We start from the raw sequence: 23674 nt of genomic DNA, 5'->3' as shown, positions 1-23674 counted from the left end.
CGGTGCGCTCCTGGTCAGTCGAGGAGTTCTGCTCGGTGGGGGGAGTCCGCGCCCTTGCGGGAGCAGGTGACGGCCGCGGCGCGGGCGGCGAAGGTCAGGAGCGCGCGCCACTCGTCGCCGGTCGGCCGGGCGTCCGGCCGGAGCGCGTCGCGGCGGTGGAGGCCGTCGAGCAGGGCCGCGTACACGGTGTCGCCCGCCCCGATCGTGTCGACGACCTCGCAGGGCGCGGCCGGGACGTGGATCGTGTCGCCGGTCGCGGTGACCGCCCACAGTCCGTCGCCGCCGCCGGTGAGGACGACCGCGGACGGACCCGAGCGGGCCCAGGCGCGTACGACGTCGAGCACCGAGGCCGCGTCGGGCGCGCACCGGGACAGCCACACCGTGTCCTCGAACGACACCTTGAGCAGGGAGAGATGGGGAAGCCAACTACGGAAGCGGGCGCGGTAGGCGTCCGGGGCGTCGATGACGCCCGGCCTGATGTTGGGGTCGAGCGCGGTGAACACGCCCCGGCCGGATTCCCGCAGGAGCAGCTTCTCGTACTCGCTCGCCGTCGGTTCCAGGGCGAGCGAGCAGGTGCCGAGCGCGAGGGCCCGGGTCTGCGGCGGCAGGGTGCCGGGGGCTGCGAAGAGGCGGTCGGCGGTGCCCCGGTGGTAGAAGGTGTACGCCGCCGAGCCCTCCTCGCCGATCGCGGTCACGGCGAGCATCGTGGGCTCGGGGCCTCGCTGGACGAGCGAGGTGTCGACGCCGGCCTTCTGGAGCCCCTCGGTCAGCGCGACTCCGTACACGTCGGTCGAGACGCGGGAGCAGAAGGCGACCGGGGCTCCGAGCCGCCCGAGGGCGACGGCGGTGTTGTACGGTCCGCCGCCGCGTCTGGGGAGCATCAGCGGGAGTCCGCCGTCCGCCGGTCCGGCACCGGCCGCGGGGACCAGGTCGATCAGGGCTTCTCCGCCTACTACGATCACGCTCGGCCTTCCTCGTATGTGCGTGCCGGCGGGCGGGACGGCGTGCTGAACCGCCCCCTGTGCGCCGGTGGTTGGCGTGCGGCCGGAAGGGCCGTACGTACGGGGGTCGCTCCCCCTACTGGTTGGACACGCCCTGGGCGGGCAGCTCCTGGGCGGCGGTGTGCCTGCGTTCGCCCGAGCCGCGCTGGATCAGCCGGTTCTGTACGACGACGGTGCGCGGGCGCGAGTGGTCCCCGGCCAGCCGTCGCAGAGCGATGGCGCCCGCCTCGCGTCCGATGGTGACGGGGTCCTGGGCGACGACGGTGAGGGCGGGCGTGAGCAGTTCCGCCATCGGTACGTCGTCGATGGCGACCACGGCCACCGGGCCGCGGTCGGGCCGGCCCAGCTCCGCCATGATGCCCAGGGTCATGACGTTGTTCCCGCTCACCACGGCGGTGGGCGGATTCTGGAGCGCGAGCAGCCGGGACAGGGCCTTGGCCGCGCCGTGTTCGTCGTGCGCCTCCCCCACCAGGGCGCGGTCGTACGGGATGCCCGCCTCGGCGAGGGCGGCCCGGTATCCCGCCTGGCGTTCGCGGCGCGTGTACAGGCTGCGCGGGAGGTCGCCTATGAAGCCGATGCGGCGGTGGCCGTGGGCGATCAGGTGCGCGGTGCCCTCCCTGGCGCCCCGCCGGTTGGAGCTGACCACGGTGTCCGTGGGCAGTCCGTGCCCGGGGCGGTCGATGAAGACGACCGGCAGTCCCTGGGCCCGGTGCCGTTTGAGATGGCCGTGGTCCGCGCCGACGGAGGGGACGACCATCAGCGCGCTCACCCGGCGGGCGAGGAAGGACCGGGTCAGGTCCGTCTCGCGCTCCGGGTCGTCCCCGGAGGAGCCCATGACGAGGGTCAGCCCGTGGTCGCGGACGGTGGCCTCGATGCCGCTCGCGACCGAGCCGAAGAAGGGGTTGGCCAGGTCGGGGATGACGAGGCCGACGGTGGTGTCCGGTCCGCCGCTGCGGATGCTCTGCGCCATGGGGTTGAGCTGGAAGCCGAGCCTGCTCACCGCTTCGAGGACCCGTGCCCGGGTCGACTCCGAGGTGGGGCCGTTCTCGTTGAGCACGCGGGAGACGGTCTTGGCGCTCACGCCCACCTCCTGGGCGACATCGGCAAGAGTCGGGCGGCGGGGTGAGACCATGGCCAGGTTTCTCCGTGGTGAGGCTCATCGGCCGGGTCGTGGGCTGCCCCGGCCGACCGAGGACAGGTCGACAGAATACGGTGCGGGTGCGACGGCGGTTTCAGTCGTCGTGCCGGATCCCGGCGGCGTCCGCCGCCGCGTGGTCGGCCACCGACGTGGCCCCGTCGGCCTCCACCCTGAGCGCGCCGGTCATGATCGCCACGACCTCCGCCATGGAGTGGTCCGACGGCTTGATCACCGCCTCCCGCTTCCCCAGCCGGTGTACGTGGATGCGGTCGGCGATCTCGAAGACATGCGGCATGTTGTGGCTGATCAGGATGACCGGGATGCCCTTGTCGCGCACGCGCCGTATGAGGTCGAGGACCTGGGCGGACTCCTTGACGCCGAGCGCGGCAGTGGGTTCGTCCATGACCACGACGCTCCTGGCCCAGGCGGCGGCACGGGCCACCGCGACGGCCTGGCGCTGGCCGCCGGAGAGTGTCTCGACGGCCTGGGTCAGCGAGCCGAGGCCGATCTGCAGCTCCGCCATGTGCTCGGCGGCACGGGCCCGCATCGCCTTCTTGTCGAGCATCCGCAGCGCCCGGCCGAGCAGGTCCTTACGGCGGACCTCGCGGCCCAGGAACATGTTGGACGCGATGTCCATGGAGGGCGCGACCGCGAGGTCCTGGTAGACCGTCTCGATGCCGTGCTCATGGGCGTCCTGGGGGCCGGAGAACCGGATGGGCTCGCCGTTCAGCAGGATCTCCCCGGAGTCCGGGACGACCGCGCCGGTCAGGGCCTTGATCAGGCTGGACTTGCCGGCGCCGTTGTCCCCGATGACCGCCAGGACCTCACCGGGCATCAGATCGAAGTCGGCGCCGTCGATCGCGGTGACATGCCCGTAGCGCTTGACCAGGTTGCGTGCGCTGAGCACCGGCGTGACCGTGGCGGTGCTCTTGTCGAGGGTGTTCATCGGCCCTTCTTCCGGGAGATCTGGTCGATCGTCACGGCCAGGATCACCAGCACGCCGGTGACCAGGGTCTGGTAGACGGAGGAGACCCCGAGCAGCTGGAGTCCGTTGCGGAAGACGCCGACGATCAGGACGCCCACGAAGGTGCCGAGGACCGTGCCGCGCCCGCCGAAGAGGCTGGTGCCGCCCAGCACCACGGCGGTGATGCTGTCCAGGTTCTCGGTCTGTCCCGCCTGTGGGTCGCCGACGCCGGTGCGCGAGACCAGGAGCAGGGCGGCGATGCCGTAGACGAGGCCGGCGACCGTGTAGAGGGAGATGGTCAGCCGGGAGACGCGGATGCCGTTGAGGCGGGCGCTCTCGGAGCTGTTGCCCAGGGCGTACACGTGCTGCCCCCAGGCCGTGTTGCCCAGCGCGTAGGCGAACGCGAGGAAGAGGACGACGGTGAGCAGCGAGCCGTAGGTGACGTCGGTGGTGCCCAGCGGGAAGGTCTCGCCGAGGCCGGTGAGCGAGCGGGGCAGATCGGTGACCGTCTGCTCCTCGGAGAAGATGTGTGTCAGCGCGAAGGCGACGTTGAGCATGCCGAGCGTGACGATGAACGGCGGGAGCGGGACGAGCCGTACGAGCAGGCCGTTCGCCAGTCCGAAGGCCCCGCAGACCAGCACGCCGGCCAGGATCGCGAGCGGCGCGGGCAGCGGGCTGCTGACGGCGAGCTTCGCCATCACGATCCCGCCGAAAGCCATCACGGCGCCCACCGACAGGTCGATGCCGGCGGTGAGGATGACCAGCGTCTGGCCGATCGCCAGGGTGCCGACGACCATCACCTGTTGCAGGATCAGCGAGAAGTTTCCGCCGGTCAGGAACTCGTCGCTGCTGAGCGCGAAGACGAGCGAGGCGAGGATCAGGGCGCCGAACGGCCCGGCCGCGGGCGCCATCAGGATGCGGCGCAGCGGGGTGGGTTCCTTGGCGCCGGAGTACAGCGCGGAGGCGGTGGAGGTGGTCATCGGCCTCTCCGGGCGGATTGGGGGGTCATGGCCATCGGGGTCACTTGCCCCAGCAGTTGTCGATACCGAAGCCGGCGTCCTTGGAGTCGACGCCCGACTGCGCCTTGTCCGCGATGAGCTGGACGCCGGTGTCCGTGTAGCCACTGGCCTTCTTGCCGGTCTTGGCGTAGTCGACGATCGCGGCGACACCGTCGGCGGCCATCTTGAGGGGGTACTGCTGCGAGGTGGCGGCGATCCTGCCGTCCTTGACGGCGGCGACGCCCTCGCAGCCGCCGTCGACGGTGACGATCACGACGTCCTTCTCGCGGTCCTTGGCCTTGATGGCGGTGTACGCGCCGAGGGCGGCGGGCTCGTTGATGGCGTAGACGAGGTTGATGCCGGGGGCCTTCTGGAGGCAGTTCTCCATCGCGGTCTGGCCCTTGGCGCGGTCGCCGCCGGTGTCCTGGGAGCAGACCAGGGCGGAGTCCTTGTCGGTGATGCCGTAGCCCTCCATGAACCCCTGGTGCCGCTGGACGCCGACGGATACGCCGGGCGAGAGGTCCAGGGTGGCGATCTTGGCGTCCTTGCCCTGCATGGCGGCCTTGGCGTAGGCGCCGATCAGCTTGCCCGCCTTGACGTTGTCGGTGGCGAAGAGGGCGTCGGCGGCGTCCTGCGGCTCGGGCGGGGTATCCAGCGCGATGACCAGGATGCCCTTGGCGCGGGCCTTCGCGAGCGCGGGCACGATGGCCTTGGAGTCGTTGGGGGTGATCAGGATGCCCTTGACGCCGGCAGAGATCATGTTCTCCAGCGCGGTGACCTGTCCGGCGTTGTCACCGTCGTACTTGCCGGCGGCCGTGGTGAGCTTCACGCCCTGCTTCTTGGCCTCCTTCTCGGCGCCCTCGCGCATCTTGACGAAGAAGGGGTTGGTGTCGGTCTTGGTGATCAGGCCGACCTTCACCTCGCCGCCGTCCTTCCCGGACGAACCGGAACCGGAACCACAGCCGGTCAGCGTGAGGGCACATGCGGTGACGGTGACAGCGGCGGCGGACAGCATTCTTCGGGGCATGACGGCTCCTCGTGAGCAGGGGTGACGGATGCGCGGGCCGGTGGGGCCACGATCGGGCCGGCCGCAGCGGGGGAAGGAATGTCAACGCTGACAGCGACTCGTAGGGAGGATGTTGGACGGCTGGACGCCCGCCGTCAATGGCGAAGCCGCTGATAATTCCGGGACGTCACCTGCGCACTACGGGCGAGGCCCCTCTCGCACCGGGTCGCACCGGTGGCCAAATCGGCTCCAACACCATCAAGCGCGTCACGGAAAAACTCCCGATCGGCGCAACCGGCATCATCCGGCCACCCCGGACTGGGCGCCGGATTAATTCCGCCCTGTGTCCCGCGTGTTGACGGTCGAATACCGGCCACACATCATCGTTCGCAGTTCACGTGTCAGCGTTGACATATTCGCTGGCCTCCACGCCACAGCCCGCCTCGACCTTCATGTCCTGGCAGAACCGGAGCGAGAGTTATGCGTGTACGTCGCAGAGCCCAGGCGTTGGTGATCGCCCTGGCGCTCGGCCTCACCCCCGTGCTGTCGGCCGCGCCGGCCTCCGCGGGCGAGGTGTGGAACTACCCCGAGTTCCCCTACCAGCCCACGACCTACACCGAGCCCTACCGGGGGCAGTTCCACTTCAGCTCCCAGCAGGGCTGGATGAACGACCCCAACGGCCTGGTGTACGCCAACGGCGAGTACCACTTCTTCTACCAGCACAACCCGCACGGGCTGGCCTGGGACACCATGCACTGGGGCCATGCCACCAGCCCGGACCTGGTCCACTGGACGCAGAAGCCGATCGCGCTGGAGCCGGACGTGCACCCCGGCACGCTGTTCTCCGGCGGAGGCGTCGTCGACAAGGACAACACCTCGGGGCTGAGGACGGGCAGCGACGACCCCATCGTGGTCTTCGCCAACACCGACGGCGTGAGCGTCTACTACAGCAACGACAACGGCAGGACGTTCCAGGCCTACGACAAGGGCCGCAAGCGGATCGACATCCCCGTCCAGAGCCGGGACCCCAAGGTGACCTGGGACGCCGCCCACAAGCAGTGGGTCATGGTGGTGTGGTCGGAGAACGACAGCGGCAACCACGGCAACGGCGTCGAGATCTACACCTCGCTCAACCTGCTCGACTGGACGCACTCCAGCAGGTATGCGGCGCAGTGGCTGTTCGAGTGCCCCGACCTGTTCCAGATCCCGGTCGACGGCGACCCCAACCGCAAGAAGTGGGTGCTGACCACCGCCTCCGGCAAGTACGTCGTCGGCGACTTCGACGGCACGGGCTTCCACGCGGACGACGCCGACCCGCAGCTGATGGACTTCGGCAGCAACTACGCGGGCGGCACCTTCTACGCCGCGCAGACGTTCAACAACGCCCCCGACGGCCGGATCGTCCAGATGGCCTGGCAGGGCGGCAACGTCGGCAGCACCTGGACGGGCAACGCCTCCTTCCCCGCCGAGCTCGGCCTGGTCAGCACGCCGGAGGGCCCGCGCATCACCCGTACGCCGGTGGACGCGCTGTCCTCCCTCGCCTCCGGCCGCAAGGAGATCAAGAAGCAGAGCGTCAAGGAGGGCGGCGCCAACCCGTTCAAGGGCATCCAGGCGGACACGTACGAGATCAGCGCCACGGTGGACGTGGCCAAGTCCACGGCGCAGCGGATCGCGTTCGGGCTGCATGTCCGCAGTGACGGCACCGCCGACCGCACGGTGGTCTACGACAAGGCGGCGGGCACCCTGGACGGCCACCCGGTCGGACTGGAGAACGGCAAGCTGGACCTGCGCCTGCTCGTGGACCGGGGGCAGCTGGAGGTCTTCGCGAACGGCGGTCAGTACTCGCTCTCGGACAACGTCAACTTCGACTCCGCCGCCGGCAGCCAGGACATCCGGCTGTACGCGCAGGGAGGTACGGCCAAACTGGACGGCGCCGTCTTCCGCCGGCTCAACTCCAGCTGGGGCACGGGTCGGTCCACGCTGGAAACGGATCTCGGCGACCGGTGGAACGCGGTCAGCGGCAGCTGGACCGACGTGTCCGGCGGCAAGCAGGGCCGGGGCTCGGGCAACGGCTTCTACCTCAGTACGCGTACGGGCGGCGACGGCACGTATCAGGGCGACGTGTCCCTGGAGACCGCGCAGGCGGCCGGGCTCACCTTCCGCGCCGACGACAAGGGCGCGGGCTACACCGTCAACGTCGACACGGAGGGCAAGGTCAAGCTGTGGCGGCCCGGCCGGGACATCGCCACGTACAACACGCCGATCGCCGCGGGCAGCACCCACCATCTCAAGGTGACCACCGAGGGGAGCCGCATCCGGGTCTTCCTGGACAACGGCACCGATCCCGTGATCGACGCGACCGACGACACGTACGCCGGCGGCCGTTACGGCGCCAACGTCTTCAACGGCACCGCGACGCTCCAGAACCTCGACACCGGCGGCGCCGGCCTCGACGCCTTCCCGACGGCCAAGTGGGCGCCCACGGCAGGGAAATGGACCACGGCCACCGACGGGCTGCACGGCAGCTCCACGGGTGACGGTTTCTATCTGAGCGAGCGCACCGGGGACGACTTCACCTACGAGGGCGACCTCTCGGTCACCAACGGCACCGCGACCGGTCTGACCTTCCGGGCCAACGACAGGGGCGAGGGGTACACCGCCACCCTCGACACCTCGGGCCAGGTGAAACTGTGGCGCCCCGGCAAGGACCTGGCCACCCACGACACCCCCGTCACCGAGGGCCGTACGTACCACGTGAAGGTGCGGGCCGAGGGTGACCGGATCCGGGTGTGGCTCGGCGACGACGCCACCCCGGTCATCGACACCACCGACGGCACCTACCGCAGCGGCCGGTTCGGGGTGAACGCGTACCACGGGAACATCGTGGCCCAGCACCTCAGGATCGGCTGACCGCTCCCCCGTGAGCGGGCCCCCGGCGCACAGGCCGGGAGCCCGCTCACGCCTGCCCCTCCCACAGGTCCCCCAGGAAGTACGGATCGTCCAGGCGCGGGTCGTCGACCCGGTCGCGTACGTCGGTGCGGAGCCAGCCCAGCAGCTCGGGCGTGGCGTGGTACTCGTCGTAGAAGCCCAGGTGCAGATCGGTGATCTCGCCCTCGAACATCACGTCGTCGACGAGATCGGCGAGCTGGGCGTCGGCGGCCGGGGTACGGGTCGCGGCCCAGATGTCCAGCCAGGGGCGCATGCCGCCGGTGGTCACGGTGACGAGGCCGAGGGTCTCCCTGATGGGCACGGGACCGCCGGGGTGGGTGTCCAGCACGCTCCGCCACCAGATGACCCACACGTCGCGCAGGGCGTCGACCAGGGGCGGGTCCCAGGCGGTCCACTCCGCCTGGACCAGCCGCGAGGCGATGAGCTCCGGGTCTGTGTGGAGCCGGCCGGTGACGAGCGGGCGGACGATGCGCGGGACGAGGCGGCGGTAGAGCCGGGGGAAGTCGTCCCAGTGGTCGGGCCCCTCCGCGGCGACCGCGGGGATCAGGTCCTCGGATATGAGGTGCAGGGGTCCGGAGAGTTCGGCCAGGTCCTGCTCGGCGTAGCAGAACGTGCATCCCCCGACGGGGAAGGGGCGTTCCGGGGCGAAGGCGCGGTCCAGGGCATCGAGAGCGGTCATCAGCTGCTCGGAGCACGACATGAGGTCCTACCGGGGGGACTCCGCCGGGGCGACCGGCGAAGAGCGCAGACTATCAGCGAGGGGTCCGCCACGCGCCGCGGCCGGGCTCCCGAGGGGGAGTCCGGCCGCGGTGGGGTTCGGTGGTGCGGGTCGGATCAGCAGGTGCCCGCCGGGCGTTCGCGTGTGACCAGGTCGGTGTAGCCGGTGGTGCCGTCGAGCCACAGGACGCGCTTGCCCTCGTCGGCGGCGCCGTACGCCTGCTCGCCGCGGTTGCAGGACACGCGCTGCGGGCCGCCCTTGCCGTCGGGCGCGATCTGGTACAGCTTCATCAGCGTGTCGTTGGCCCACCACGTGGCCGGAGGGGCGGTCGTGACGGTGACCGCGTCGTCCGAGGCCGTCAGCGTGTAGGCGTGGAGGGAGCCTTCGCCCGCCTCCGGGGTGACGGTGACGGCGTCCGAGCCGTCGAGGTTCGCGCGGCGCACCGCGGCCTTGCCGGTGTCGGTGGCGTCGTCGTCCTCGATCCAGAAGACGCCGTCGTCGGTGATGGCGGTCTGGCCGATGCCCATGACCGTGTCGGAGACGGGCATCTTCGTCGTGGTGCCGGTGGCGCCGTCGAAGACCCGGACGTCGAGCGTGGGGTTGCCGCTGGTGGCGGGGGTCAGCGCGACGTACGCGATCTTGCCGTCCCTGATCGAGGGCAGGCCCGAGATGCGGTACGGAAGGCCGCCGTCGACCAGGCCGCGCTCGCCGGTCTTCATGTTGACGTAGCGGACGTTCGTGACGCCGTACTGCGGGTTGGTCGCCGTGTACGCGACCCAGTCGCCGTCCACCACGAGGCCGGAGATGTTGCTGCCGATGCCGTCGACCTGCTTGGTGAGCCCGCCCTTGACGGGGCGCGCCATGATCCGTACGGCGTCACTGCCGTAGTCGGCCCAGACGACCGTTTTGCCGTCGGTGTCGGCGTACACGTTGTAGTCGCCGTTGTTGGCGCTGACCAGCTGCGGCTGCCCCTTGCCGGAGGTGTTGCCCAGCCACACCGAGTACGGCTCGCTGCCGTCCTCGTTGGAGCGTGAGACGGCGTACTTGCCGCCGCCGGCTCCGACGCCGGTGTTGTAGATGTTGACCTTGGAAAGGAGCGAGTCGGTGTCGACGCCGAGGGCCTTCTCCCAGCCGGGAACGATGCCGTGCGCGTCGAAGGACCGCTTCACGATCTTCAGCTGCGCCTTGGTGGCGCCCAGTTCCTGCGCGGCGGCGATGACCGCGGCGCGGCCCTCGGTGAAGCCGTCCAGGGGGGTCATGTACGCGGAGAGCGCGCGGTAGACGATCTGGTCGGCGAGTTCGGCGCCGAGGTCCTGGCGCATGTCCCACAGGGCGCCCGAGAAGATCGTGGAGTTGAGGTGGACGCCGCCGTTGTCACCGCCGTACGTGACGCCGATGAAGTTCTTCGAGGTGGTGGCGCCGTCGTTCAGGTCACGCAGGGCGCACTCGCGCGGGCCGAGCGTCGTGCACAGGTCCTCGCCGAGGAGACCGGCGTCCGGGTCGTCCATGGACTGGCCGTTGGCCTCCAGGTCGATGGCGTTGCCGAAGTAGTCGGCCAGGGCCTCGTTCATCGCGCCGGACTGGCCCGCGTAGACCAGGTTCGCGGTGTGCTGGACGACGCCGTGCGTCATCTCGTGGCCGACGACGTCGGTGTCGGCGGAGAAGGTGCGGTAGTCGCCGCCGCCCTGGCCGTACACCATCTTCTGGCCGTCCCAGAAGGCGTTGTTGTACGGCCGGCCGTTGCTGACCACTCCGACCAGGGAGTAGATGAAGCCGTCCTTGCCGTCCAGGCTCTTCCGGCCGAAGTGGTTCTTGTAGTAGTCGTACACCTTGCCGGCCGCCCAGTGGGCGTCCACCGCACCGGAGTCGGTGTACTCCTCGCCGAGCTCGGGGGTGGCGGGCTGGAAGTACTTGACGCCGACGGGCCAGACGCCGGAGGCGCTGGAAGCCTCGCGGCCGCGCGCGTCGTATGTGGCGATCATGGGGCCCTCGAACGGGGAGTCGGCGTCCCGCCGGCCGTAGTCGATCATCTGCAGGGCACCCTTGGTGTCCCGGTACAGGTTGACGTCGACCTTCTGGCCGTTGTAGCGGACACCGCTGCCCTTGACGACGAGCTCGTCGCCGGCGGGGAGCGTCGCGTCGGGGACGGGGGTCGCCGCGTCCTGCGTCGCTCCGGTTGCGGTGTTCGTCGCGCCGAAGGTCTGGATGCCGCTGTACTGCATGACGGGGAAGCCCGAGTGCCCGTCGATGTACACCTCCTGCTGGACCGGCGAACCGTCGGCCGGGTCGGTGCCCGTGACGGTGATGTGCCGGGTCAGCACGCCGGTGCCCTGCGGGAGGATCGTGACGTCGCCGGCCGTGCCCGTGAAGTCGGCCTTGGCGGTCTTCTGCCCCTTGGCCGGGGCGCGCAGGAGGCCGTCGCTGTACTTCGCGGCGACCGCGCCGACCGCGCGCTCGATCGCGGTCTTCTCGGACACCTCCGGGGTGACCGTGTCGAGCTTCAGCTCGGTGAAGTAGTTGCCGGAGGTGCCGGTGACGGCGCGCTTGCCGTCCTTCTTCGTCATGCGGACGACGTACTGGCCGCCGAGCACCTCGACGCCCTTGTACTTCTGCTGGAGGCGGACCGTCTCCTTGCCGCCCTTCCCGGTGGTGGTCCCGACGGAGGTCAGGTCCTTCGCCGAGGTGTCCGCGATGTGGTAGCGGCCCTTCCTGGCCTTGAGGTGGCCCCGGGCGGCGTCGGCGGCGGTGCCGGAGGCGGCGACCTCCTCGTTCAGACCGGTGACGAGCGACGGGGTGTCGGTCCCGCTGCCCGGGGTGGTGCCCGACGCGGCGGGGGCGTCAGGCGTGGTGCCGGCGTGCGCTGCCGGTACGGCGGTGACCAGGAGGCCCGCCGTGGCCAGCAGCGCGGCTATGCCCTGGCCGACGACGACGCCGGTCCGGCGCCCCGGTGCGCCCGCTGTTCGTCTGCGTGCTGAAGTCCCCACGGATTTCCTCCGGTTGCCACAAAAGCGAACGGTTATCGGATGGCGACATGGAAGACCCGGAGCGCGGTGTGAACAATGCGTTCCACCTGCAGACTTCTGGACGTACACACTTGTGTGGCCTACACGGACCGGCGAAGATCGCCTGGTGAAATGGGCCGACCTGGACGCGCAGTGGCAGGTCCTCGGACTCGGGGCGGATGAACTCCGGGTGTACGAGGCGCTGTTGAGCACCCCTTCCGGCACCACCCGGACCGCCCTCGCCCAGCGCCTCGCGCTCTCGCCCCGGCAGCTCCGCAACGCCTTCGAGCGCCTCGACGACCGGGGCTTCACCCGGCCCGCCCGTGGCTCCGGGCTGCCCGTCCCCGACGCCCCGGCGACCGCGCTGCGCAACCTGGTCCATCTGCACCGGGCGGAGCTGCTGCGGCGTGAGGCGGAGCTGGAGGAGCTGACCGGGTCCGTCGACCGGATCGCGGCGCAGCTCATGTCCGGCGCGCCCGCGCCCCGCACCATCGGCATCGAGACGCTGCGGGGCCGGGCGGAGATCGCCGAGCGCGTCACCTCGCTGGTGGTGTCGGCGACCGAGGAGGTGGCGCTGCTGGACCGGCCCCCGTACGCCGCGAGCGAGCCGGACGGCATGCCCGCGCCGATCAACATGGCCGAGCCGGTCCGGCGCGGGGTGCGGGTGCGGGCCGTCGTCGACCGGGAGGGGCTGAGTTTCCAGGGCCGGGCGCGGGGGCTGAACGAACTGGCCGCGCAGGGGGTGCAGATCCGGCTCGGCGTGGACCTGCCCACGAAGCTGATCACCGTCGACCGGCGGATGACCCTGCTGCCGCCGACCGATGCCGCCGACCCCACCGCCACGGCCCTGGTGGTCAGCGACTCGCTGCTGAGCAACGCCCTGGTCCCGCTCTTCGAGGCCGTCTGGGAGCGGGCGGTGCCGATCGGTTCGGTCACCAACAGCCAGGTCACGGACGAGGACCGGGAGTTGCTGACGATGCTCTCCTCGGGCCTGAAGGACGAGGCGATAGCCCGGCGCCTGGAGATCCACGTCCACACGGTCCGCAAACGCATCAGCCGCCTGATGCGGGAACTGAAGGCGGAGACCCGCTTCCAGGCCGGCGTACAGGCGGCGATGCGTGGGTGGCTGACGCTCTAGGTGTATTGACCCTCAGCGTCGGCCCGGTCCGCTCAGCCTTCCCGGCGCGTCCGCAGGAACACACCCGCGAGCACCGCTCCGGCCAGGACCAGGGCCGAGTTGGCCAGGACGGCGACGGAGACTCCGGAGAGCACGCCGTCCGGCCCCGTGTCGCCCAGCGCGGTCATCCGGGCGGTGGCGATCGCGCTCATGACCGGGATGCCCAGGGTGATGCCGACCTGCTGGGTCATGGTGGCGAGGCCGGTGGCCAGGCCCTGTTCCTCGTCGGGGAGGCCGGAGGTCGCGGTGACCATGAAGCCGACGATCATCAGCATGTTGCCGACGCCCCCGACGAACGTGGCGGCCAGCAGCAGCCAGATCCAGGTGCCCGAGGTGCCGAGCGCCACCAGCGAGAGCGTGGCCAGCGCCTGGACGACTCCCCCGGCGACGATGGTCTTCCGGTTGCCGTAGCGGCCGACCGCCCGGCCGCCGAGGGTGCCGCCGATCACGGTGCCGACGCCGAGGACGCCGAAGGCCAGGCCGGTGGAGAGGGGTGAGTAGCCGAGGACCTCCTGGAGGTAGAGCGTCAGCAGGAAGACCAGGGAGGTCTCGGTGACGAAGGCGATGAGCCCGGTGGTGTTGCCCCAGATGACGCTACGGCGCTTGAGGATGTGTACGGGGACGAGCGGGGCGCTCGCCCGCTTCTCGACGAACCAGAAGGCGATGAGCAGGGCGACACCGGCGAGGAGGGCGACCAGGGTGGTGGGGGTGGTCCAGCCGGTCGCTCCGGCCTGGGTCAGCCCGTAGACCAGGAGCAGGAGTCCGCCGGTGACCGCCGCGGCGCCGGGGAGGTCGAGGCGGGGGCGCTCGGCGGGGCGGGAGTCGGCGATGACGGCCGGGGCCAGGGCGACGACGAGGGCGGCGACGGGGACGTTGACGAGGAAGGCCCAGCGCCAGGAGAGCAGATCGGTGAGGAGGCCGCCGAGGATCGCGCCGGCGGTGAATCCGGCGGACATCAGGGCGCCGTTGAGGCCCAGGGCGCGTTCGCGCAGCGGGCCCTCCTTGAACGCGGTGGTCAGCAGGGCCAGCCCGGCGGGCGTGACGGCGGCGGTGGACAGGCCCTGGAGTACGCGGGCGGTGAGCAGGACCTCCGGCGAGGTGGCCAGTCCGCCGAGTGCCGAGGAGAGGCCGAGCACGGCCATGCCGGCGATGAACAGGCGCTTGCGACCGACGAGGTCGGCGATGCGGCCGAACAGCAGCGTGAACCCGGCGGCGGCCAGGGCGAACGCGGTGGCGATCCACTGGAGGTCCTGGAGCGCGAAGCCGAGCCCCTCCCCGACGACGGGCAGCGCGACGTTCAGGATCGAGAAGTCCACGGCGATCATGAACTGGGCGCCGAGGAGCAGGGTCAGGACGACCTTCTGGCGCCCGGTCATGCGGGCGGGCGGTGCCGGCAGGGAGGCGGTGGGTGCGGGGCGTGACGGGGTGCTGCTGGGCGCGGACATGGTCGTCCCTCCTCGGACGGTAGCTAAACGGTTCCGTGGTTCCGTTAAGATGGGACGACCGTAGCAGAGGAATGCTCGCTAATGGAACTGGAGGCCCGTTATGGAATCCGAGAGCGTGGAACCCGGCACCGTACGGCCCGGCGGCCGGACCGCACGCGTGCGGGAGGCCGTCCTGCACGCGGCGGGGGACGCGCTGGCCGAGCACGGCTTCGACCGCCTCGACCTCGCCGATGTCGCGCGCCGTGCGGAGGTCGGCAAGACGACCGTCTACCGGCGCTGGTCCTCCCCCACCGGCCTGATCGCGGACCTGCTCGACGACATGGCGGAGCAGTCGTCGCCGCGCGCGCGGACCGGCTCGCTGGAGGGGGACCTCAGGGCGAACGCCCTGCTGGTGCTCGAAACGCTCACCGATCCCCGGCAGGGTGCGCTGTTCCGGTCCGTGATCGCGGCGGCGACCTGCGATCCGCGTACGGCCCAGGCGCTGCACCGCTTCTACGCGATCCGCGTCGAGGAGTGGGCCGGCTGTGTCACCGAGGCCGTCGAGCGGGGCGAACTCCCCGCCGGCACCGACGCGCACGAGGTCGTCCGTGCGGTGTCGGCGCCGCTCTACTACCGCCTGCTCGCCAGCGGCGATCCGCTCGACGCGGCCGCGGCCGGCCGGGCCGCCGACGCCGCGGTCCTGGCGGCGAAGGCGGGGGCGTACGTGAATTGAGGAGGCGGGGCGCCTGCGAGGAGGCGCCGTCCTCAGTCCGCGAGGGCTGCCCGCAGCCGGGCCGCCCACGGGTGGTCCGCGCCCTCGACCAGCGTGATCGTCTCGGCCAGCCAGGCGCGTTGGTGGTCGTCGAGTACGGGGAGCGCCGCCTCGAAGTCCTGCTCGTCCTTGGGCCGCCGGGACTTGGACTTGTAGAGCAGCTGCACCTCGGTGGCCAGGTACGGGATGCCCCCGTCGGACACCCGGCCCAGCCGCTCCAGCGGGAGCCGGACCCGGGCGTCGCGGCGGAACACCCAGTCCTCGCCGTCCGCGTCGTCCAGCATGAACTGCAGGCGCCACGGCTCGTCCGGGCCCGGCCGGCACCAGATGTCGTGGACCCCCGCGGGCAGGATCTCGCCGGGGCGCCAGGGCCGCAGCGTCCCCGGCGGATCGGCGGCCCACCACTCCCAGCCGGCCAGCACGCGCTGCGCCTCCGACTGGTCGCGGCGCAGCAGGAGCACGTCGATGTCGGCGTGCTCCCGGAAGGCGCGGCCCACCGCCAGCTCGACCGCGTACCCGCCGGAGATCCACCACGGGGCACGCAGCGGGGCCAGCAGGCGGACGGCCCCGTCGAGCGGCGGCGGGTCCCAGACGCCCCAGGGGGTCTCGGTACGCATGGCGGTCAGTCCTGCTTCAGCAGGTGGCGGTAGCTGTCGGGGTGGGTGCGCAGGTAGCCGGCCAGGTCCATGGCCGGGCGGCCGGTCAGCGTCGGCACGGCGTCCGAGACGGTGGCCATCTCCCCGGCCCCGATGGCCTCGTACGAGGTGACCCAGCCGGCCACCTCCCAGTCCGCGGCCCCGTACCCCGACCGGGAGGCGTACGCCTCCTCGCGGGTCTCCGGCACATAGGTGACGGTCCGTCCGGTGACCCGGCTCAGCTCCTCGGCCGCCTCGGCGAGGGTGAACGCCTGCGGACCGGTCAGGTCGTAGGTGCGTCCGTCGTGCGAGGGGCCCGTCGCGTCGGTGTCCGCGAGGAGCACGGCGGTCGCGGCGTCGGCGATGTCCTCGTGCGCCACGGCCGCCACCCGGCCGTCCCCGGCGGGTCCGCGCAGCACACCGTCGGCGCCGGTCATGGCCGGGAGCCCGGCGAGATACCAGCTGTCGCGCAGGAAGGTGTGCCGGACGTCGGCGGTCCGGATGTGCGCCTCGGTGTGCCAGTGGTCGCGGGCGAAGGTGAACGTGGCGTCGGGGGAAGCGCCCAGGAACGAGACGTAGACGATCCGTTCGACGCCGGCCGCGACCGCCGCGTCCACCGCCGTGGTGTGCTCGCGCACCCGGTCGGGGCTCTCGTGCGCCGAGACCAGGAACAGGGTGTGCGCCCCGGCCAGGGCCCGGCGCATGGCCTCGCCGTCGCCGTAGGGGGCGGGCGGCGCGAGGGCGGCGCCCGCCCCCTACGGCGACGGCGAGGCGGCTGGTCCGGGCCGGAGTCCCCGTCCGGCTGCTCGGCCGGGACGGGTCCCGGCCGAGCAGCCGGACGGGGACTCCGGCCCGGACCAGCCGGGCGGCGACCCGGCCGCCGAGGGCGCCGCTCGCGCCGGTGACGGCGGTGGGCGGACCGCTGGTGACGGTCTCGTTCGCGGGGTCGTGGGTGGGGCTCACGCGGGGGCACCTTCCTCGGTCGGCCAGGGGCGCACCTCGACGACCGCGTCGACCGGGAGCGGTCCGTAGATGTGCGGGAACTCCTCGCCGCCGGGCGCGACGGCCTCGTACCGTACGGGGGCGGAGAGACGGCCGGTGTCGATGACGAGCACCACGAGGTCCTGGTCGGCGGCTCCGGCCCGGCTGCCGGCGCCGTACAGCATCTCGACGACACCGGGGAGCTGGTGGGGCAGCGAGCAGTGGATGAAGCCCTCTTCGTGCAGGGTGCGGCCGCGGGTGGACATCTCGTACGTCCCGATCCCGCGGGCCGCCTCCCAGAGCGGGCCTTCGGTGAGGTGCAGCAGTTCGGCCATGGCCCGAGGCTAACGCCGCGACGGGTTGCGGGCCGTACCCCGTGGATAACGCCTCGCCGCGTCGGCGCGTCCGGCGGACGCGTCCGGCTCCTCAGTCCGCCAGCAGCTTCGCCTCCGTCTCCGGGTCGAGGCCCACGACGGGGCGGTCGGGGCGCTGGGGCGCCGTGCCGCCCAGCTCACTCAGCCAGGCCCAGGTGTCGGCGACGGTCTCCTCGGCCGGCCGGCAGCGCAGCCCCGCCGCGTACGCGAGACTGACGTCGCCCTGGTGCAGGGTGTCGTACAACTCCCCCGGCGGCAGCCACACCGGCAGGTCGGTCCACGGCTCGACGCCCGCCGCGAGGATCTTCTCCGCCGCCGTCCAGCGCAGTTCGGCGTCCGAGCCCGTGGCGCGCACGCAGGCGTCGAGCAGTCCGCCCATGGTGGTGTGCCCCGGCCGGCTGACCAGGTTGTACGGGCCGTGCAGCCCGCGCTCCGCGGCGTGGAGCACCCAGTCGGCGAGGTCGCGCACGTCGATGTACTGGAGGTCGGCGTCCGGGGTGCCCGGCGCGAGCACCGGGCCGCCGCGCGCGATCCGGTTCAGCCACCAGGGCAGCCGGCCGATGTTCTCCCAGGGGCCGAGGATCAGACCGGCGCGGGCCAGCAGGGCGCGGTCCCCGAAGGCGTCCAGCGCGGCCAGTTCACCGCCGCGCTTGGCCAGCGCGTACGACTGGTCGTCACCGGCATCGGGCGAGGCGCCCTCCACCACGGGGGCGTCCTCGGCGATGCCCGCCGGGGTCGGGTAGTCGTAGACGGACCGGCTGGATATGTAGGTGAACCGGGCGGCCCTCGTGGACAGCAGCCGGGCCGCGTCCCGCACCACGGAGGGCGCGCCGCTCCAGGTGTCGACGACAAGGTCCCAGGTGTGGCCGTCCGCGTCCGGCGCGTCGGCGGCGGCGAGCGCGGCCAGGCCGCCTTCGGCGGTGCGGTCACCGGTCAGCTCGGCCACGCCGGGCGGGGGTGCGTGGTGGCCCCGGTGGAAGACGGTGACCTCCCAGCCGCGGGCGAGAGCCGCCTCGGTGACGGCCCGGCCGACGAACTGCGTACCACCCAGCATCAGAAGCCTCATGACAGTGACTCTGCCCTGGGGCGCGGCGAAGGGAAACGGTCCACGCTCTCGGCTGAATCGGCCGGAACCGGGAACTCCTCCGGCGGCGCGCCGGTGACCGGAGCGGCGAGCGGGCTGCGGTGGCGCAGCAGCCACTGGTGGTATCCGGCAACCTGCCGGGCCGCCTCCCGGTAGGCCGCCTCCAGTTCCCCGTAGACCGCGGTCATGTCCGCGCCGGGCCGGGAGACCAGGAGCAGCCGGACGGCGAGCGGGTCGTCGCGCAGGGGGCGGATGGCCATGTCGTCGCGCGGGCCCGAGGTCGGCTGGCAGGGGGCGACCGCCTCGCCGAGGACGACGAGGGACGCGGCGGTGAGGTAGTCGCCGTGCAGCACCGGGGGCGCCACGCCGGCCTCGCTGAACACCCGGCGCAGCCCGTCCCATTCACCGTCCACCGTCGGGTCGACCATCCAGCGGTCGGCGGCCAGGTCGGCGAGGTCGACGACGGGCAGCGCGGCGGCCGGGTGGTCGCGGGCCATGGAGATGAACTGCGGTTCGCGGTCCACGAGGACCCGCTGCTCCAGCCCGTCCGGAACGGCGAGCGGGCAGCCCTCCACCTCGTGCACGAAGGCGACGTCGAGCCGGTCCGCGTCGACCGCGCGGAGCAGGGCATGGGCGGAGACGTCCACCCGGAGCGAGATGTCCGTCCCGGGCTGCCGCAGCCGCAGCCGGCGCAGCCAGCCGCCGATGACCCGGCTGGCGGTGCAGCCGATGCGCAGCCGCGGCCCTCCGGAGCGGGCGGCGTCGGCCTCCGCCTTCGCGTCGCTGACCAGGGCCCTCATGCCGTCGACGAGGGGGCGGGCGCGGCTGAGGACGGCCCGGCCGAGGAGGGTGGGGCGGCAGCCGGTGCGTTCGCGGCTGAACAGTTCGGCGCCGAGCGTGTTCTCGATCCGGCGCAGCTGGGTGGTGAGCGCGGGCTGGCTCACCCCCAGGGTGCGGGCCGCCCGGTGCAGGCTGCCCGTGTCGGCGATGGCGCACAGCGCCCTGAGGTGTCTCACCTCAAGCTCCATGCTGCCGAGGTTAGGGCGGCCCGCCCTGCCGCACCATAGGCCGTAACCCTGTCAAAAGCGGGCGATTCACCGGGCGTTGGGCATGTGGACCGCAGGTGTGCACGGGATGTCCACACACCGGTGATAGGGCCGCGTTATCACCGGCTGACATCATCCGCGCGGGCTCCGCTTCCCCGACACTCACTGCGTACCGCCCCCGTTCGATTCCGATCATCGGACGGGTTCCTCTGACAGGTGACTGGTAGGAGACCCCCCACATGAGACACCCCAGGACCGTGATGTCGGCCGTGCTCGGACTCGGCCTCTCGCTCGCCGCCGCGCTGGGCACCGCCCCCGCGTTCGCCGCTCCCCAGGCCTCCGCGCCGAGCCCTCACCTCGCGTACACCTCCGGTTCCGCTTCGCACGAGAGCGCCGCCGCCAACAAGGCGTTCTTCCAGGCGGTCGTGAAGTCGGTGGCCGAGAAGCGGGCGGCCAACCCGGGCGCACAGTCCGTCACCATCGTCTACAGCACAGCCAACGCGCCGAGCTTCCGCACCCAGATAGCCAACAGCGCGTCGATCTGGAACGGCTCGGTCTCCAACGTCCGGCTCCAGGAGGGCTCGAACGCCGACTTCGCCTACTACGAGGGCAACGACTCCCGTGGCTCGTACGCGAGCACCGACGGCCACGGCAACGGCTACGTCTTCCTGGACTACGCGCAGAACCGGCAGTACAACTCGACCCGCGTCACGGCCCACGAGACCGGGCACGTGCTCGGCCTGCCGGACCACTACTCGGGCCCGTGCAGCGAACTGATGTCGGGCGGTGGCCCCGGCACGTCCTGCACCAACCCGTACCCGAACGCCAGTGAGCGCAACCAGGTGAACTACCTGTGGCAGTACGGCTTCGCGGCCGCACTGACCGGCGCCGGTTCCTGACCGGTACCGCGCTTCCACCGACGGGCCGCCTCGCAGGACGAGGCGGCCCGTCGCCGTGTGCGGGGACGCGCGCCCTGTCAGCCGGCGCCGTACTCGGTACGTACCAGGGCCAGGAGTTCGTCGCTCGTCAGGCCCAGCCCCCGCGCCTCGCCGACGGTCTCGCGGATCCGTTCCAGCAGGCGGGCGCGGTGCGGGGACGCCCCGTCCGCGACGGCCGCGCCCCGGCCCCGGCGCAGCTCGATCAGGCCCTCCTCGCGCAGCCGCTGGTAGCCGCGCAGCACGGTGTGCACGTTGACGCCGAGCGATTCGGCCAGGACGCGGGCGGCGGGCAGCCGTTCGCCGGGGGCCGCCGCGCCGTCGGCGACCGCGCGGCGCACACAGGCCGCGATCTGGTCGCCGAGCGGCACGGTGGAGGTGGGGTCGACCCGGAAGAGCATGGTCAGTGGTCCGTTCGGCGCTGGTCGATCAGGGTGTTGAGGAGCGCTGCGGCGGTCGCCGAGTCGTCCACCGTCACCGCGAACTCGCGGCCGTTCGCCAGGCGTGCCACGATGCCCTCCCCCGAGCGAATGATGACACCGGTGCGTCCGGGGCGGACGCGGTAGCCCCAGCCGCCGTACTCGGTGAGCGGGCTGATCTCCCGGCTGGACGCGGCCTCGATCCGGTCCAGCGGCACCCGGACGCGCGGCCGGGGCAGCAGCCCGGTGACGGTGATCCCGCGCCGGTCCACGGTCACGTACGGACGGGAGAAGGTCGCCAGCAACAGCCCGAGGACGAGGGCCGGCAGGGCGGCGGGCCAGGTCGCCGTGAACAGCAGGACGACGCCGGCGCCGAGGACCAGGAGCGCGGTGAGGGGCAGCCACCAGGACCCGGCGCCGCGGGCCCAGCCGGCGACCTCCCCGTCGGCCAGCGCGATGCGCTCGCCGTTCCCGCCCGGTGCGGCGGCCCCGACCGGTTCGGGGCCGGGGCCCAGCGCGGCCGCCAGGTGCCCGATGCCGTACGCGACGGCGCCCACACCGACGGCCACGGCGAGGTGCCACATGGGGAAGGTGACGCCCTGGCCCCGGCCCTGCGCGTCCTCGGGGGCGTCCACGTTGATGAGCAGCACGACCGCCAGGAGGTAGCCGAGGAAGCCGGCGACGGCGTACCCGGAGGCGACCGTCATCCGGTACGCCCGGCCGGTGAACTTTCCGGCCCACGCCATCACCGTCCACAGGAGGCCGGCACCGAGCAGCACGAGCGTGGTGACGACGAGGTACGAGGTCCGGCCGGCGTAGTCGTCCACCCGGCCGTTGCCCACGAAGTGGCTGGCCAGCTGATCGGGCAGCCGGTCGCGGCGGTCGGCGAAGAGCAGCAGGTCGACGGCGAGTGCGAGCAGGAACGGCAGGGCGGCGAGGGCCGCGCGGCCGACGGATCTCCGGTTCATGAAAACCTCCATTGTTTGCATGCTAATAGAACAATGGAGGTGACGGCAACGACGCGTCGCGCGGGACGCGCTTCAAGCGGTCGATCGGTCGGCCGGTGCGGCGGTGATGCAGTCAGGCGATCAGGCGGTCGGCCGCTCAGGCGGTTTCGAGCGGGAAGGCTCCCCGGTGGCCGGTGCCGGCGCCCTCGGTCGGGCGGGGCTCGAACTCCCGGCAGCTCCAGACCTCCTGGACGAATCCGGTCCGCCGCTCCCACAGCCCGAGCACGTCCTGCTCCCCGGCCGTGCCCCGGTACTCCTCCTTGGCACCCCGGAAACAGGCGAGCCCACCGGAGAGACCGCGCCCGGGGGCCGGTTCGGCGGCCGGGAAGTAGTCGGAGAAGGCGCAGGCTATGCAGGTCCGGAGGCTGACCCCGGGCGGCAGCTCCCGCTGGATCGTGGCCAGCGCGGACCCGAAGTCGCTCTCGGCCCGCTGCGAGCCGAAGGCCGCCCCGCCGAACCGGAGTTCCAGGTAGAGGTACGGGTCCGGCCTGCGCAGGGACAGCAGGCAGCTGAGGGTCGCCTGCCGCTCCGAGCCGTCCGCCATGACGGGGAACGGCAGGTCCCACTCCAGGACGCAGTCACCCAGCACGCCGTCCGTCAGCGCGAACAGCCCGCTCTCCGCCGGCCCGGCCGCCACCGGGCGCAGGGCGTCGAAGCTGCCGCCCTCGAAGTCCACCCCCCGTATGCGGAGGCGGAGTTGCTGCCCGTCGGTGGTGAGGATGACGGCGTCGGATCCCTGCCGGTCCCGGTACCACCCTGCCCACGACTCATCTGTCATGAGCAGGGACTGTAGCCCCTGCCTCCGACATCCCCCCTGCCGCCCTCCACTTGATCGGATGCCTTCCTCAGCACCTCCTCCCACCAGGCGCTTTGTCAGTGCGTGCGGCGCGTGACGAACTCCAGCAGCGCGAGCAGGTCGCCCGCGTGCGAAAGGTCCGGGACCGCGCGGGACAGATGGTGCACGGCACGCGCCATCCGGTCTCCTGCACAGCTCTGCGCCCAGTCCCGGCCGCCGGCCCGGTCCACCGCCTCGGAGGCCCGGACCACCTCGGCGCGCGTGTTCATCGCGCCCCGGTACAGCTCGGCGAGCTCCGCCGCGGCCGGGCCGCCGGCGGTGAGCGCGGCCACCACGGGCAGCGACTTCTTGTGGGCGCTGAGATCCGCGCCGACCGGCTTCCCGGTCTGGGCCGGGTCCCCCCAGATACCGATCAGGTCGTCGATCAGCTGGAAGGCGAGCCCCGCCTCCCGGCCGAAGCCGTCCATGGCCCCGACCGACCGCTCGTCGGCGCCCGCGTAGAGCGCGCCCAGCGCGCAGGCGCAGCCGAGCAGCGCGCCCGTCTTCGCCGTCGCCATGGTCAGGCACTCGTCGAGCGAGACCTGGTCCGGGTCGCGCTCCTCGAAGGCGCAGTCCGCCTGCTGGCCCGCGCACAGCTCGATGACACACGTCGAGAGCCGGGCCGAGGCGAGCGGCGACATCGCCCTGCCGTCCTCGGCGAGCAGCCGCTGGGCGAGGGCCAGCATGGCGTCGCCGGCGATGACGGCGTCCGGGATCCCGAACACCGTCCAGGCGGTGGGCCGGTGGCGGCGGGTGTGGTCCTCGTCGATGACGTCGTCGTGCAGCAGGGTGAAGTTGTGGACGAGTTCCACGGCGACGGCCGCCCGTACGGCCTGCTCGGGGTCGCCGCCCAGCGCGCGGGTGGCCGCCAGGACGAGCGCGGGTCTGATCGCCTTGCCCGCGCCGCCCGCCGCCGGGCTGCCGTCGGCGTGCTGCCAGCCGAAGTGGTACATCGCGACCCGCCGGATCGAGCCGGGGAGGGAGGCGACCGCCGCCCGCAGGTGCGGGTCGACGAGGCTCCGGGTGTACTCCAGCAGGGCCGCGGCCTCGTCGCCCTCGGTCGCGGCGTCTGTTCGGGTCATGGTCAATCGGTCACCCCTGTCGTTGCCGTCCCGTCCCGGCCGCTGTCGCGCCGGGGGCCGGGGACGTGGGTGGTTGCTGTGGGGTCGCGCACGGAAGCGGCCGGGGGCCCGGACCCCGCGCGGGGTC

The 23674-nt window shown here is 72.2% G+C and carries 20 protein-coding genes and 1 pseudogene; 4 read left to right on the top strand and 17 right to left on the bottom strand.

What is annotated here, in order from left to right; all coding sequences use genetic code 11:
* Window positions 1–14 precede the first annotated feature (14 nt).
* From EAO73_RS08880 to EAO73_RS08860, 5 genes are all read right to left on the bottom strand, one after another.
* On the bottom strand, window positions 15–962 hold the full coding sequence (locus EAO73_RS08880; RefSeq protein WP_147970843.1) for a carbohydrate kinase family protein: 948 nt from the start codon (window positions 960–962) through the stop codon (window positions 15–17).
* 115 nt (window positions 963–1077) lie between these two features.
* Window positions 1078–2133 (bottom strand): LacI family DNA-binding transcriptional regulator, encoded by a 1056-nt coding sequence (locus EAO73_RS08875; protein WP_147970842.1) that lies wholly within the window; start codon window positions 2131–2133, stop codon window positions 1078–1080.
* Window positions 2134–2233: 100 nt separating this feature from the next.
* Window positions 2234–3085: an ATP-binding cassette domain-containing protein gene (locus tag EAO73_RS08870; protein ID WP_147970841.1), complete on the bottom strand. Its 852-nt coding sequence runs from the start codon at window positions 3083–3085 to the stop codon at window positions 2234–2236.
* Window positions 3082–4083, bottom strand: coding sequence for an ABC transporter permease (locus tag EAO73_RS08865; protein ID WP_147970840.1), 1002 nt, complete (start codon window positions 4081–4083; stop codon window positions 3082–3084). Before EAO73_RS08865 ends, EAO73_RS08870 begins: the two co-directional genes overlap by 4 nt.
* Before the next feature lie 40 nt (window positions 4084–4123).
* Window positions 4124–5116 carry a sugar ABC transporter substrate-binding protein gene (locus EAO73_RS08860; protein ID WP_147971473.1) on the bottom strand — a complete coding sequence of 331 codons (993 nt, stop codon included), beginning with the start codon at window positions 5114–5116 and terminating at the stop codon, window positions 4124–4126.
* Window positions 5117–5587: 471 nt separating this feature from the next.
* On the opposite strand from EAO73_RS08860, the gene EAO73_RS08855 reads away from it, so the two are divergent.
* Window positions 5588–8017 (top strand): glycoside hydrolase family 32 protein, encoded by a 2430-nt coding sequence (locus tag EAO73_RS08855; RefSeq protein WP_147970839.1) that lies wholly within the window; start codon window positions 5588–5590, stop codon window positions 8015–8017.
* A 46-nt stretch (window positions 8018–8063) separates the two neighbouring features.
* On the opposite strand, the gene EAO73_RS08850 is transcribed toward EAO73_RS08855, so the two are convergent.
* Together EAO73_RS08850 and EAO73_RS08845 are read right to left on the bottom strand one after the other, a co-directional pair.
* Window positions 8064–8756, bottom strand: a complete 693-nt coding sequence (locus tag EAO73_RS08850) for a hypothetical protein (protein ID WP_147970838.1) — start codon at window positions 8754–8756, stop codon at window positions 8064–8066.
* Between the two features lie 134 nt (window positions 8757–8890).
* Window positions 8891–11758, bottom strand: a complete 2868-nt coding sequence (locus EAO73_RS08845; RefSeq protein ID WP_147970837.1) for a M4 family metallopeptidase — start codon at window positions 11756–11758, stop codon at window positions 8891–8893.
* A gap of 145 nt (window positions 11759–11903) precedes the next feature.
* Here EAO73_RS08845 and EAO73_RS08840 point away from each other — a divergent pair, with 145 nt between their 5' ends.
* Window positions 11904–12914, top strand: coding sequence for a helix-turn-helix transcriptional regulator (locus EAO73_RS08840; protein ID WP_147970836.1), 1011 nt, complete (start codon window positions 11904–11906; stop codon window positions 12912–12914).
* Window positions 12915–12946: 32 nt separating this feature from the next.
* On the opposite strand, the gene EAO73_RS08835 is transcribed toward EAO73_RS08840, so the two are convergent.
* Window positions 12947–14398: an MFS transporter gene (locus tag EAO73_RS08835; protein WP_147970835.1), complete on the bottom strand. Its 1452-nt coding sequence runs from the start codon at window positions 14396–14398 to the stop codon at window positions 12947–12949.
* 100 nt (window positions 14399–14498) lie between these two features.
* On the opposite strand from EAO73_RS08835, the gene EAO73_RS08830 reads away from it, so the two are divergent.
* Complete coding sequence (locus EAO73_RS08830; RefSeq protein WP_147970834.1) at window positions 14499–15110, top strand: TetR/AcrR family transcriptional regulator; 612 nt, start codon at window positions 14499–14501, stop codon at window positions 15108–15110.
* Window positions 15111–15142: 32 nt separating this feature from the next.
* On the opposite strand, the gene EAO73_RS08825 is transcribed toward EAO73_RS08830, so the two are convergent.
* The 5 genes and pseudogenes from EAO73_RS08825 to EAO73_RS08805 all read right to left on the bottom strand — a co-directional run bounded on the left by EAO73_RS08825 (window position 15143) and on the right by EAO73_RS08805 (window position 19251).
* Complete coding sequence (locus EAO73_RS08825) at window positions 15143–15766, bottom strand: nucleotidyltransferase domain-containing protein (protein WP_147970833.1); 624 nt, start codon at window positions 15764–15766, stop codon at window positions 15143–15145.
* A 5-nt stretch (window positions 15767–15771) separates the two neighbouring features.
* Window positions 15772–16747 (bottom strand): annotated as a pseudogene (locus EAO73_RS08820) (NmrA family NAD(P)-binding protein).
* Entirely contained in the window at window positions 16744–17100 is a 357-nt protein-coding gene (locus EAO73_RS08815) for a DUF952 domain-containing protein (protein WP_147970832.1), read from the bottom strand. The pseudogene EAO73_RS08820 and the gene EAO73_RS08815 overlap by 4 nt, the downstream one beginning before the upstream one ends.
* Before the next feature lie 91 nt (window positions 17101–17191).
* The gene (locus EAO73_RS08810) at window positions 17192–18193 is read right to left on the bottom strand and encodes an NAD-dependent epimerase/dehydratase family protein (RefSeq protein ID WP_147971472.1); all 1002 of its coding nucleotides are present in this window, start codon (window positions 18191–18193) and stop codon (window positions 17192–17194) included.
* An 8-nt stretch (window positions 18194–18201) separates the two neighbouring features.
* A complete protein-coding gene (locus tag EAO73_RS08805; protein ID WP_224756213.1) occupies window positions 18202–19251 on the bottom strand; it encodes a LysR family transcriptional regulator in 1050 nt (349 codons plus the stop codon).
* Between the two features lie 278 nt (window positions 19252–19529).
* Here EAO73_RS08805 and snpA point away from each other — a divergent pair, with 278 nt between their 5' ends.
* Window positions 19530–20168: a snapalysin gene (snpA, locus tag EAO73_RS08800; RefSeq protein ID WP_147971470.1), complete on the top strand. Its 639-nt coding sequence runs from the start codon at window positions 19530–19532 to the stop codon at window positions 20166–20168.
* A 77-nt stretch (window positions 20169–20245) separates the two neighbouring features.
* Here the strand turns inward: snpA and EAO73_RS08795 are convergent, their stop codons facing one another.
* The 4 genes from EAO73_RS08795 to EAO73_RS08780 all read right to left on the bottom strand — a co-directional run bounded on the left by EAO73_RS08795 (window position 20246) and on the right by EAO73_RS08780 (window position 23547).
* Window positions 20246–20605, bottom strand: a complete 360-nt coding sequence (locus EAO73_RS08795) for a GntR family transcriptional regulator (RefSeq protein ID WP_147970831.1) — start codon at window positions 20603–20605, stop codon at window positions 20246–20248.
* Window positions 20606–20607: 2 nt separating this feature from the next.
* Complete coding sequence (locus EAO73_RS08790) at window positions 20608–21591, bottom strand: DUF1648 domain-containing protein (protein ID WP_147970830.1); 984 nt, start codon at window positions 21589–21591, stop codon at window positions 20608–20610.
* 136 nt (window positions 21592–21727) lie between these two features.
* Window positions 21728–22408 carry a DUF6304 family protein gene (locus EAO73_RS08785; protein WP_147970829.1) on the bottom strand — a complete coding sequence of 227 codons (681 nt, stop codon included), beginning with the start codon at window positions 22406–22408 and terminating at the stop codon, window positions 21728–21730.
* Between the two features lie 95 nt (window positions 22409–22503).
* On the bottom strand, window positions 22504–23547 hold the full coding sequence (locus EAO73_RS08780; RefSeq protein WP_147970828.1) for a family 2 encapsulin nanocompartment cargo protein polyprenyl transferase: 1044 nt from the start codon (window positions 23545–23547) through the stop codon (window positions 22504–22506).
* Window positions 23548–23674 lie beyond the last annotated feature (127 nt).

The organism is Streptomyces sp. col6, assembly GCF_008042035.1.
Classification (GTDB): Bacteria; Actinomycetota; Actinomycetes; order Streptomycetales; family Streptomycetaceae; genus Streptomyces.
Note: the sequence above shows the minus strand (reverse complement) of the source record. Positions and strands in the feature narration are given on the sequence as shown.